This window comes from Kaistella jeonii, from assembly GCF_000812865.1.
Taxonomy (GTDB): domain Bacteria; phylum Bacteroidota; class Bacteroidia; order Flavobacteriales; family Weeksellaceae; genus Kaistella; species Kaistella jeonii.
This window is the reverse complement of the sequence record NZ_JSYL01000011.1, coordinates 1-12,653: the sequence shown is the minus strand read 5'-3', so window position 1 is coordinate 12,653 and position 12,653 is coordinate 1. Positions and strand designations below refer to the sequence as shown.

Here is a 12,653-nt window from a genome sequence, read left to right as displayed (position 1 = left end):
AATACGATGAACACAAAGATAAATAAATTTAAGCGATTGTTCGCATAATATTTATTAAAAAAAATTAGCGAACGTTCGCTGTTGGTGAATATTTTTTTGTAGGTTTGTCATACCAAATCATTAAAGTTTACACAAAATGGAAACGGCAACACAATTTCAAATTCTTCCTCAAGAACAATACGGCGAAATTTTTACATCCGAATTGGTAAGTTTTTTAACGGAACTTCATTCGAAATTTAATAATGAAAGAATCGCGCTTCTTCATTCTAGAAAAATGAAACAAGTGGAATTCGATCATCATCAACTTCCTCAATTTTTACCCGAAACTGAAGAAATAAGAAATGGAAATTGGGTTTGTAATCCTTTGCCCAAAGATCTACTTGATCGCCGCGTAGAAATTACCGGACCTGTAGAAAGAAAAATGGTCATCAATGCTTTAAATTCTGGCTCATCAACTTTTATGGCAGATTTCGAAGACAGTAATTCTCCGACGTGGCAAAATTGTATGGATGGTCAAAGAAACCTATCTGATGCAGTCAACAGAACCATCAGTTTCGAAAATGAAAATGGTAAAAAATATGAACTTGGAGAAAATTTAGCCACGCTTTTAGTTCGTCCAAGAGGTTTGCATTTAGAAGAAAAAAATATTGAATTCAATGGAGAAAAAGCTTCTGCTTCTTTAATTGATTTCGGGATCTACTTCTTTAGAAATGCTAAACAATTAATTGAGAACGGGAGCGGACCTTATTTTTACTTACCAAAATTAGAACATTACAAGGAAGCAAAATGGTGGAATGATGTTTTTAAATTTTCGCAGGATTATTTAGAAATTCCGCAAGGAATAATCAAAGCAACAGTTTTAATTGAAACTATCACAGCTGCTTTTCAACTCGACGAAATTTTATATGAATTAAAAGAACACAGTTCCGGATTGAATTGCGGACGATGGGATTATATTTTTTCCTACATCAAAAAATTCAGAAATCTTCCGGAATTTTTAGTTCCCGACAGAGATCAGGTGACCATGACTTCGCCATTTATGAGTGCTTATTCCAAAAGAGTTATTCAGGTTTGTCATAAAAGAAATGTTCATGCAATGGGCGGAATGGCGGCGCAAATTCCGGTAAAAAATAACGAAGCAGAAAACGAGATCGCTTATGCGAAAGTTCGTGCAGACAAAGAACGAGAAGTAAAAAATGGCCACGACGGAACTTGGGTTGCGCATCCAGGTTTGGTTTCTGTTGCAAAGAAAATCTTTGATGAATTTATGCCGACTCCTAATCAAATCCATAAGAAATTTGAAGAGTATCATATTTCAGAAGAAGATCTTCTTGAAATTCCAAAAGGAACAATAACCGAAAATGGCGTTCGTAAAAATATTAATGTCGGAATACTTTACCTCGAATCTTGGTTAATGGGAGTTGGAGCCGCAGCTTTATACAACTTAATGGAAGACGCGGCGACCGCAGAAATCTCCAGAACTCAAATTTGGCAATGGCTGAAAAACGAAGCGAAACTAGAAGACGGCAGAACTTTAATGCCCGAAATGGTTTTGAACTGGCAAGAAGAGGAATTAGAGAAAATTAAAAATTACGTTGGTGAAGACCGCTACAAAAATGGAAAATTCGAATTGGCGACTGAACTTTTTGATGATCTTATTCTCAATGATAATTTCGCAGAATTCCTGACTTTGAAAGCGTATCAGTTTATTTAAGAGCCAATTTAAATGAGCCAAGGAAAAAGTAAAAAGAGCCAGGAGAAGTCAATGGTCAATAGTGAATGGTGAATTTATAAAGTGTTTTCCATTTTGAGAAAATGTAACCAAAAAAAAGTAACTCAAGGGTAAAAAAATGAAAATTCCCTTTGCAACCGTAATTTTTAGAAGAATAATTTTAAAAAAATCTTTGTCTCGTCCTTAAGACGAGATTAAAAATACTCCATAAAAAAATACAAAAACAAAATCGATATGAAAAAGCAAGAACAAATCCAGCAACTGGAAAAAGAATGGTTAGAAAGCCCAAGATGGAATGGTATCAAAAGACCTTATTCCGCAGAAAAAGTATTGAAACTTCGAGGTTCTTATAAACTCGAGTACACCATTGCAAAATTAATGTCTGAGAAATTGTGGAACCAATTAAATACCCAAGATTTTGTGGCAGGATTAGGTGCATTAACCGGAAATCAAGCCGTACAGGAGGTTGACGCTGGGTTAGAAGCAATTTATCTTTCAGGATGGCAAGTTGCTGCAGATGCGAATTTGAGTGGCGAAATGTATCCAGACCAAAGTTTGTATCCTGCGAATTCAGTTCCGTCTGTGGTGAAAAGAATTAACAATGCGTTGTTGAGAGCTGATCAAATTCAGACCGTAAATAATATTGATGAAGCGAATTGCAAAGATTATTTAGTTCCGATCGTCGCAGATGCAGAAGCTGGCTTTGGTGGAAATCTAAACGCTTTCGAGTTGATGAAACAAATGATAGAAGCCGGAGCAGCTGGAGTTCATTTCGAAGATCAATTATCTTCCGCTAAAAAATGCGGACATTTAGGCGGAAAAGTTTTGGTTCCGACTCAGGAAGCGATCAATAAATTAGTTGCCGCACGTTTGGCAGCCGATGTTTGTGGCGTTCCCACTCTTTTAGTCGCCAGAACCGATGCTGACGCTGCAGATCTTTTAACCTCAGATATTGACGAAAGAGATCATAAATTTGTAACCGGAAAAAGAACTTCCGAAGGATTTTATCAGGTGAAAAATGGAGTAGAGCAGGGAATTGACAGAGGTTTGGCTTATGCGCCTTACGCAGATTTAATTTGGATGGAAACTTCAAATCCTGACTTGGACTATGCGCGAAAATTCGCAGAAGGAATCCACGCAAAATTTCCCGGAAAAATGCTGGCTTACAATTGTTCACCTTCTTTCAACTGGGCAGCAAAATTGTCAGTTGCAGAAATGGAAACCTTCAGAGAAGAATTAGCCGCGATGGGTTACAAGTTTCAATTCATCACTTTGGCTGGATTCCACGCTTTAAATACGTCCATGTTCGAATTGGCTTTAGCGTACAAAAAACGCGGAATGGCTGGATACAGCGAACTTCAGGAAAGAGAATTTGCTTTACAAAAAGAAGGTTTCCGCGCAGTGAAACACCAGAATTTTGTCGGAACTTCTTATTTTGATGAAGTTCAAACCGTCGTAACCGCTGGATTGTCTTCTACAACTGCTTTGGCTGGATCAACCGAAGCTGAACAGTTCCATTGATCCCTAAATTTTCTATTTTTTTAATTGTTATGAAATCCTTCTCCTATTTGGGAAGGGTTTTTTTTGGGCGTATCTTTCCCAACCGCATTTCCCTCTGCGAAAAGACCGCGCTTTCCGTTATAATCTTTTTTTGGCCTTTGCTTATCCCTTTGAAAAAAAGGATTTCCACTTCAATCGCTCACGCAAGATCCCGCTTTCTTATCAATCCAAGAAAATCAACAAGCTCTAATTTTCTATATAATTTTTAAACGTTGCATCTGTCAAAAGACTATTGATCCTCAAAAAACCTTGTCACGGTTCTAAACCGTGACAAGGTTAATTCAATATCTTTTTTCCTTCTAGTAAAACGCCTTTGCGTTTGTAATTTTTGGAGAGCAACATAAATTAGATCCTGCGTCTTTGCGTTAAAAAAGTTTCCTGCAGTTGCAAATTGTAATTAAAAAGATTAAACTTTCTTTATCTTTGCACCATGATACGAATCACCAAGATTTTCACTTTCGAAACTGCACACGTTCTCTACAATTACGACGGCAAATGCAAGAATATGCACGGACATTCCTATAAACTTTTTGTCGCCGTAAAAGGAAATCCGATCAACGACTTAGACCATCCAAAAAATGGAATGGTTGTCGATTTTGGTGACATCAAAAAAATTGTAAAATCAGAAATTCTTAATGTCTGGGATCATGCCGTAATGTTGAATGGAACTTCGCCACATAAAAAACTGGGTGAAGATCTGGAAAATCAGGGTCATAAAGTAATTTATTGCGATTATCAGCCGACGTGTGAAAATATGTTGTACGACATCGCGAATAAAATAAAAAAACAACTTCCCGAAACAGTTTCTCTGGCTTATCTTAAATTGCACGAAACCGAAAACTCTTACGGAGAATGGTTTGCAGAAGATCAAGATTAATTTGAAATTCAATAATTTGAAAATGTCCTAATTTGCAAAATTCGAATAAATCGCAGAACGATATGAAAATCGACCTCCAATCCAATAAAAAAATATATTTCGCTTCCGATCAGCATTTTGGTGCACCGACGCCGAAAGAAAGTAAGATTCGGGAGGAGAAATTTATCCGTTGGTTAGATGAGATAAAAACTGATGCTCAGGTTTTATTTTTAATGGGCGATTTATTTGATTTTTGGCATGAATGGAAACACGTAGTGCCGAAAGGTTATATCCGTGTTTTGGGCAAACTGGCAGAGTTGAAAGATTCTGGTGTTGAACTATATATGTTTGTCGGAAATCACGATCTCTGGATGAAAACTTATTTTGAGGAAGAAATCGGTTGCAAAGTTTTTTTCGATAAACAGTATTTCGAGATCAACGGAAAGAATTTTTTACTCGCTCATGGCGACGGTTTAGGTCCAGGTGATAAAGGGTATAAAAGAATGAAAAAACTCTTCACCAATCCTTTTGCGCAATGGGCTTTCAAATGGTTGCATCCTGATATTGCGATGAAAATTGCCATCTACGCATCGACGAAAAACAAGATGATCTCGGGAGAAGAAGACAAATCTTTTTTAGGCGAAGACAAAGAATTTCTCATCATCTATTCCAAAGAAAAACTCAAGACCGAAAAGATAGATTATTTCATTTACGGTCATAGACATTTACCAATGGTCTTACCTTTAGAAAATGGTAAAGCTTCCTACATCAACCTGGGTGACTGGATTTCTTACTTTACTTACGGTGAATTTTCCACTGATTTTAAGTTGAAGACTTTCGAAAACTAAAAATTCAAGGCATTATCTTTGCCAATGTGATTCGAATTCAATTTGTGGTAAAAAAGTTACCACTAAAAACATCTTAATTTATTTTATGAAAAATTTAATTTTTGCTTTCTTTTTTGCAATGATCTCAACCGCAGCTTTTGGACAGAAAAAAGAAATGACTTACCAACTTTCAAGTCACATTTTAGATGTGTCGAAAGGAATGCCTGCTCCAGGTGTAACCATTAAACTGGAAAAATACAATGAGAAAACCAAAGTATGGTCTTACGTTGACGAAAAAGTAACCGACAAAAGTGGTCGTGTTCCCAATTTTTTACCGAATGATAAATCGAACTTAGGGATTTACAAATTAATTTATTTAACAAGCGATTATTTCAAAAAAATGAAGGAGGAAAGTTTTTATCCTTGGGTTGAAGTAGTTTTTGAACTAAAAGATAGCGAACATTACCACGTTCCGATCACGCTTTCAGCGTACGGATATTCGACTTACAGAGGAAACTAAGAACAGTTTTTTCTTCAAATAAAATTTTTTCAGCGGAATTCAATAATAAATTTTGAATTCCGCTTTTCTTTTGGGACTTTTGCCCAATCAAAATATGAACGAGATTTTCAACATAAAAACCGAAGCCGATTTCCAGCAGAAATGTTTGGAAACTTTTCAATATCAGTACAATAACATCGAAGTTTACCGAAAGTTTGTAGACTATTTAAATATTGATCCAAACGACATTCAGGAAGTTGGAAAGATTCCTTTTTTGCCGATTGAAATGTTTAAAAATCATACGCTTTTAGATGAAAATAAAAAGACGGATCTGTATTTTCAAAGTTCTGGAACGACGCAGATGAATCTTTCCAAACATTGGATCGCTGATGAAAAGTTGTATCAGGAAAGTATTCAGAAAAGTTTCGAACAGTTTATTGGAAAAACAGAAGATTATATTTTCCTCGGTTTGTTGCCAAGTTATCTGGAAAAGCAGAATTCTTCCTTAATATATATGGTTGATTTTCTGATGAAAAAATCAGGGAAAGCGGAAAACGGATATTTCCTTTATAATCATGCGGAACTTTTTGAAATTTTAAAGAAACTTTCAAAGCAAAATAAAAAAGTCATTTTGTTCGGAGTTGCTTTTGCCTTGCTGGATTTTCTCGACTTTTGTCATCCTGAGCTTGTCGAAGGATCTTTTCAATTGAAAAATGATTTAACGATCATCGAAACCGGCGGAATGAAAGGTCGCAAACAGGAAATGACGAAAGATGAATTGCTTGCAATTTTTCATAAAGGTTTCGGAACAGACAAAATTTATTCCGAATATTCAATGACCGAATTGCTTTCTCAAGCCTATTCTTTAGGTCAAAATATTTACGATTGTCTAAACTGGATGCGCATTCTCATTAGAAATACAGAAGATCCTTTTTCTTACGTTGAAGATGGAAGAAACGGAGCGATCAATATTATCGATTTGGCGAATCGCCATTCCTGTAGTTTTATTGCGACACAGGATTTGGGTAGAATTCAAGCAGATTCTGAGATTCTTCGCGTTGCTCAGGATGACGGTACAATACTTTCAAAACCATTTCAAGTTTTGGGGAGAATTGATCATTCCGATATTCGCGGTTGCAGTTTGCTCGTTTCTTAATTTAAAAATTTCATGCTCAAAGTAGAAGAACTTACCTATAATTATATTGCTCAATTTTGTGATTTTGAGAAGGATCTGGTATTGACGAATCACTTTCATTCCGATTGGGAAGCTGATATTTTGATCATTAATGAAGATGGAATGAGTCACGAAATTGAAATTAAATTTTCAAAAGCTGACTTCAAAAATGATTTCAAAAAACAATATCAAAATCAACAGACCAAAGAGAAGTTTTTAAAACACGACAAAATTTCGTGTGGCGATTATCCGTGTAATTATTTTAGTTTTCTAGTGCCTCAAGGAATGTTAGATCCGAAAAAAATTCCAGAAAATTGCGGAATCATCGAGTTTGATCACAATCCTGATTCCTGGGAAACTACTTTTTATGAAATTCGAAAACCTTCAAAAGTTCACAACGATCCCTTCTGGAAATTTTTCGATAAAGATTTGCTCTTGAAGATCATGGCACGAAATCTCTATTATAAGAAATTAGAAGCGAAAGGAAAATTTGAAGAATTAATTCTTCCGCCAATGTTTGTGGCTAAAAAGTAAGAAAATCGCTTTTTCAAAATCCTTATCTTTACTTAAATTAAAAAAAATGAACTTCAATAAATTTAAGATCATTCTTTGGTCATTAGGAATTTTAATGGTTGTTTTCGTTGGATTCTTTCTCTATCAAATGACTCAAAGCCAAAATATCAATTCGATGATGACCATTTTGATGCTTATTCTGGGTCTTATTTTGGGTGGAGTGATTGCTTTTTTAGCCTCTAATAAAATGAAAGCGGAACCTTCTGTTATTACGGAAAGTTCGCACACGATAGCAGAAAGCATGCGAAAAGTTTTTAAGGTTGTTTCTGCTGAGGGTCATTTTAGCGAAATCTACAATTATGAAGAAACGACGAAGCTTTTTAAATTTATTCCGTCTACCAAGAAAGCTTTGGTCATTATTCAGGCGAAAGTTTTAGTAGGCTATGATTTCGAAAAATTCAAATGGGAAGTCGATGAAGTGAATAAGAAAGTGAAGCTTCTCAATTTTCCTGCGCCGGAGATTCTTTCGACCGAAACTGATTACAAATATTACAATATTGAGGAGCAGTTTTTCAATCTTTTCAGTAAAGATGATCTAGCAAAAATTCAGCAAAACGGTAAACAACAAGTCATTGAAGCGGCAAAGAAATCTCACCTTCCAGAGGTCGCTGCAGAACAGATGCGAACATTGCTTACAGAGCTTTTAGCGGGTAAAAACTTCTTTTTAGAAAATGCTGCAGTAATTTCTGAAAGTAAAAACCAAATTAGTTATCATGCTATCGTCCCTGAAAGAGATAATATGAATTAACTAATGAATCTGCTTAAAATTTATGAAATTCCCTGCAGATAATTTCTTTCCTCTAAAATATTTCTAATAAAAGGCTGCTTTTAATCAAACTTTTATTATTTTTACATCCTAAAATTTTATTCAAAATGAAATATTTTTATACCCTCGTTTTAGCGGTGATGTTGCCATTTTTTGCAGTGGCACAGCAAGTCATAACGTATTCGGTAAATCCAGTATCTTTTGATGAAACCGATCCGATTACGGTTACATTTAATGTAAATGAAGCGGCTTATGGAGTTGCGACTTCACATGCTTTATATTTGTGGGCATGGTCAATTGACACGAACAATGTACAGGTTGATTGTCCTACAAACGGAACCTGGACCGCTTCCAATCCCACTAATAAATTAAGTTACGTTTCAAGTTCTGCAGGAACGGGAACTTATACTTATACGATGAATACCGTAAAATCTTTTTACGGAAACAGAGCTAATCCACTTTCTAAAATTGGATTTCTGGTAAAAACAATTAACGGCAACGTTCAATCTCAAGATATTTTATTAAACGTTGGTAAATTTCAGTTCAATTTAACCAATCCATTAGAAGGAAGTACAAATGTAGTGACTTCCGGAACAATCATTAATGTTACAGGAACTTCTAGTTTGCCCGCAAATTATGTGATCAAAGCAAACGGGACTCCAGTTTATACAAGTTCTTCAGCTTCAACTTCTTTAAATTTCCCTTATACGGTAACTCAAAATGCTGCGATGGAAGTCATATCAACAGGTGCAGCTTCGGGAACGGTAGTGAGTAAATCTTTCACTATTTCTCTTTCGGTTCCGGTTCAAACAGCGACAATTCCTTCTTATATGAGACAGGGGATTTCTTATGATCCGAATGATCCGACTAAAGTTGGTCTGGCTTTATATGCACCTTTAAAACCTTACGTTCATGTGATCGGTAGTTTTAACAACTGGGCGGTAAATGCCAATTATTTAATGAAAAGAGATACGACCAATCCTGATTTGTATTGGTTAGAAATTACTGGATTGACTCCGCAGCAAGTTTATACTTTCCAGTACAGAACTGCGGACGGAATTAAAGTTGCGGACCCTTATTCGCCTTTAGTTTTATCTCCTTATGATGATCCTTATATCAACCAAACTTCTAATGTTTATCCAAACTTGCCGGTTTATCCTGCAGGTCAGAATTTTGAGGTTTCAGTAATTCAAACTGCGAAACCAGCTTACAACTGGACGATCACGAGTTTTGCAAAACCAGCGAAAGAAAATTTAATTGTATATGAGTTGCTTGTAAGAGATTTTACGACTCAAAAAACCTGGCAGGCTTTAATTGATAAAGTTGCTTACTTGAAATCATTAAAAATCAATGCTGTAGAATTGATGCCTGTAATGGAATTCGATGGAAACAGTTCTTGGGGTTACAATACCGCTTTCCATTATGCTTTAGATAAAGCGTACGGAACTCCGGAAAAATTTAAAGAGTTTATCGACTTATGTCACCAGAACGGAATCGCAATTATTTTAGATATTGCTCTTAATCACGCAACAGGAAGGAGCCCTATCGAAAGAATGTGGATGATCGATCCAGATGGCGACGGTTTCGGTGATCCGGCTGCAGATAATCCATATTTTAACCAGGTTGCCAAACATTCTTATAGTGTGTTTAATGATTTTAACCACTCAAAACCTGAAACAAAATATTACGTAAACCGAGTTTTAGAACAATGGATCAAGGAATATAAAGTAGATGGTTTCCGTTGGGATTTAACCAAAGGATTTACACAAAACTGCACCGCCAATGATCAAGCTTGTACAAATGCTTATCAACAAGACCGTGTAGATATTCTGAAAGGTTACGCAGATAAACAGTGGAGTTATGATCCTACTTCGTACATCATCTTCGAGCATTTAGGATCTGACAACGAAGAACAACAGTGGGCAAATTATAGGATCAGTGAAGGAAAAGGCGTGATGATGTGGGATAAAGAAACGAATCCTTATAATCAAAATACAATGGGTTACGCTTCCGACAGCAACTTTAGCAGAGTAAATTTTTCGGCACACGGATTTTCTGACAGAAGAGCAATGAGTTACGGTGAAAGTCATGATGAGGAAAGATTGATGTACAAGAATTTAACTTACGGTGCATCAGCAGGAAGTTATAATGTAAAAGATCTGGCAACTTCTCTGGAAAGACAGAAAGCTTATGCTGCAGTTTTTTTAACTGTTCCGGGACCAAAAATGATCTGGCAATTTGCTGAGTTAGGTTTCGATAAAAGCATTTTTACTTGTGAAAACGGAACGGTAAATACAGATACAGATTCAACGCCGGGAGATTGTAAATTAGATCCTAAATCATCTGCTTTTGGGCTTAATTATGATACCAATGCTGCGAGAAAATCAGTTTATGATACTTGGGCTAAAATTTTGGAATTGAGATTATCCAGCGATGTCTTCAATACCAAAACATTTACGGTAGAATCAGGTAATCTAATGCCGAGAATTTATATCAGCAATGCAACTACTGCAAGTGCTTTGAAAAATGTTGTTGTATTAGCGAACTTTACCTTAACATCGCAAAACATTGTTCCAGATTTCCCTTATACAGGAAGTTGGTACAACTTAATGGACAATAATTCATTTACGGTTTCCAGCACAAATGCGCCGATCACGATTGAACCGGGCGGATTTAGAATCTTTGGAAATGCTTCGGCATTGGCAACAAATGAAACCGGACAAAATAAAAACGCAGTTTCATTATCACTAACGACAAATCCTGTGAGCAATGGAACTGCAACGATTCGTTATACGAATGCTAAAAGTGGTTCGGTTGCGATTTATGACATGGTAGGAACTTTGGTGAAAACAGTTCAAGTTTCGAAAGATAACGGCGATGAAAACATTTCTATTAATGGTCTAAAAACCGGAATGTATTTAATGCAGTTGAAATCTGAGAAAGGAGTTGCTGTTACAAAAATGATAGTGAAATAAGTTTTTTCAAATATAGTTGAGAACGGTTCGCAGATTTTGCGGACCGTTCTTGTTTGAAAAAGTATTTGTTATTTTTAGGAGAATTAGATTTTAAATGATTTTTTTTGATATTTAAAATCAATAGGAACGGGCTTTAGCCCGTTTATCAAAAGATAGAATTCAAAGGGCTTTAGCCAAAACCTATAAATATTTCGTGTAAATGAAAAACTCAAAAATAAATTTTAACCCAAAAACACAAATTTTATAATACTCGTTTAAGACATAAGAAGAATCAGAGATTTTTCATTTTTTAGTAATGGAAATCTTTTGGCGTATGTTTGATGTAATCATCCAGAACTTTTATCTGTTGTAAACTTCCCATTTCTACCAACTTTTGATATTGCTGAAAGTTCCGGAGATAAATTTTTTGGGAAACCAAATTTCCTTTCCTAACGATTTTTGGAAAGATCGAAAAAGCTTTTTTAGGTTTTGGAATTTGCAAACGATCATTAATTTCTCCATCCAACAAATGCCAGTTCATGCTTTGATGAAGTCGGAGCAACATTTTCCGCTGAAACGGATGTTTGTAAATCGTATTGTCTAAATTTTCCTGAAGCAAAGCCTGGGCAAGGTGCGCCGAATCTTCATCGCCTTCATCTTGAATGGTGGTCCACCAATAAAACTGTTCAACTGCTTGCTGACGGTTTTCGGGTAAGAATTCTGCTGGAATTCCTAATAAATATCCGATATATTTCCAAAGGTGAAAAAGTCCGGTTTCTTCTTCGGCTGAAATTTTTATTCCCAGTTTTTTTAAACCTTGCATGAAGACTAATGAAAATCCGGTATACGTTGCGATCATGTCCCAGGAATTAATCGGTTCACCCCAGTTTTGAAAATCCCAGTCTGTTTTTTCCTTGATTTTTAATCTTGCGTACGAATGCATCAATCGGGTTCTTACGATGAGTTGATAGGCTTCAGAATTGGGTTTTAAAGCGTTTTCTCTTGTGACATGAACCCAAAACTCCAAAGTATCTTTCAATCTTTTAACAGCACCTTTTTTTAAAGCTCCTGTGAAGATCAAAGGTTTGTTGAGGTACGCGAAGTCGTAACCGCCCATCAAAGTAAAATCCCGCAGAATGATCAAGCCATTTGCACCCGTTCGCATACAAAATCTAGCACCGACATTGGCTAAATTTTCATCGAACCAATAGGGGATTTCCTGCATTTGAAGAAAGAATTTTTTTAGACTTTCCGACGTTTCTTCATTTTCGGAAATAGAGCTTTCTGAATATTTTTTTATCAAAGAACTCGCTTCGTTGTAGGGAAGTTTCAGATAGGTTTCTTTCACGACTTCATCTCCCAGATCATCGACTTGGTGATAAAGGGGTGCGAATTTTTGAAAGGTTTCAAAATCTGGTTTTATATTCGACCAATCCAGCAATTCTTTACCGTTTCCTTTTTTCCAATAATTGATGAAGTGTGGTGAATTTTGGAATTTGGGTTTCATACTTAATATTATTTAACTTGAAAATTTATTTAACTTACCCGTAGTGCATTATAAAAGGTTATTCATAATACGATAAAAAATCGTATATTGTATTGACTACCAATCTAATACAGTATGAATAACCTGGAAGCAATTTACGATTTTATTTTAAATCAATTGAGAGAATTAACACCAATTGAAAATTTTTATTTTAAACCGATTAAAC

General features: G+C 35.7%; 10 protein-coding genes and 1 pseudogene. 10 read left to right on the top strand and 1 reads right to left on the bottom strand.

All coding sequences use genetic code 11. The features are described 5' to 3' along the window. Positions 1 to 136 precede the first annotated feature (136 nt). From aceB to OA86_RS12545, 9 genes are all read left to right on the top strand, one after another. Complete coding sequence (gene aceB, locus OA86_RS12585) at positions 137 to 1,714, top strand: malate synthase A (RefSeq protein WP_039353897.1); 1,578 nt, start codon at positions 137 to 139, stop codon at positions 1,712 to 1,714. Positions 1,715 to 1,966: 252 nt separating this feature from the next. Beyond that, the gene (aceA, locus tag OA86_RS12580) at positions 1,967 to 3,253 is read left to right on the top strand and encodes an isocitrate lyase (protein ID WP_039353894.1); all 1,287 of its coding nucleotides are present in this window, start codon (positions 1,967 to 1,969) and stop codon (positions 3,251 to 3,253) included. A gap of 469 nt (positions 3,254 to 3,722) precedes the next feature. After that, on the top strand, positions 3,723 to 4,169 hold the full coding sequence (locus tag OA86_RS12575) for a 6-pyruvoyl trahydropterin synthase family protein (RefSeq protein ID WP_039353891.1): 447 nt from the start codon (positions 3,723 to 3,725) through the stop codon (positions 4,167 to 4,169). 62 nt (positions 4,170 to 4,231) lie between these two features. Beyond that, a complete protein-coding gene (locus OA86_RS12570; protein ID WP_039353888.1) occupies positions 4,232 to 4,996 on the top strand; it encodes a UDP-2,3-diacylglucosamine diphosphatase in 765 nt (254 codons plus the stop codon). A gap of 85 nt (positions 4,997 to 5,081) precedes the next feature. Continuing rightward, positions 5,082 to 5,495: a hydroxyisourate hydrolase gene (gene uraH, locus OA86_RS12565; protein ID WP_039353885.1), complete on the top strand. Its 414-nt coding sequence runs from the start codon at positions 5,082 to 5,084 to the stop codon at positions 5,493 to 5,495. A gap of 94 nt (positions 5,496 to 5,589) precedes the next feature. Next, positions 5,590 to 6,630: a LuxE/PaaK family acyltransferase gene (locus OA86_RS12560; RefSeq protein WP_039354071.1), complete on the top strand. Its 1,041-nt coding sequence runs from the start codon at positions 5,590 to 5,592 to the stop codon at positions 6,628 to 6,630. 12 nt (positions 6,631 to 6,642) lie between these two features. After that, a complete protein-coding gene (locus OA86_RS12555) occupies positions 6,643 to 7,182 on the top strand; it encodes a hypothetical protein (RefSeq protein WP_039353882.1) in 540 nt (179 codons plus the stop codon). A gap of 46 nt (positions 7,183 to 7,228) precedes the next feature. Next, on the top strand, positions 7,229 to 7,969 hold the full coding sequence (locus OA86_RS12550) for a DUF4230 domain-containing protein (protein WP_126340445.1): 741 nt from the start codon (positions 7,229 to 7,231) through the stop codon (positions 7,967 to 7,969). A 125-nt stretch (positions 7,970 to 8,094) separates the two neighbouring features. Beyond that, positions 8,095 to 10,962, top strand: a complete 2,868-nt coding sequence (locus OA86_RS12545; protein WP_039353877.1) for an alpha-amylase family glycosyl hydrolase — start codon at positions 8,095 to 8,097, stop codon at positions 10,960 to 10,962. A gap of 289 nt (positions 10,963 to 11,251) precedes the next feature. Here OA86_RS12545 and OA86_RS12540 read toward each other — a convergent pair whose 3' ends face one another. Beyond that, the gene (locus tag OA86_RS12540) at positions 11,252 to 12,058 is read right to left on the bottom strand and encodes an oxygenase MpaB family protein (RefSeq protein ID WP_375600440.1); all 807 of its coding nucleotides are present in this window, start codon (positions 12,056 to 12,058) and stop codon (positions 11,252 to 11,254) included. A gap of 504 nt (positions 12,059 to 12,562) precedes the next feature. Between OA86_RS12540 and OA86_RS16225 the strand changes: the two are divergent. Further along, positions 12,563 to 12,653: pseudogene (locus tag OA86_RS16225) on the top strand (IS982 family transposase); the annotation flags it as partial.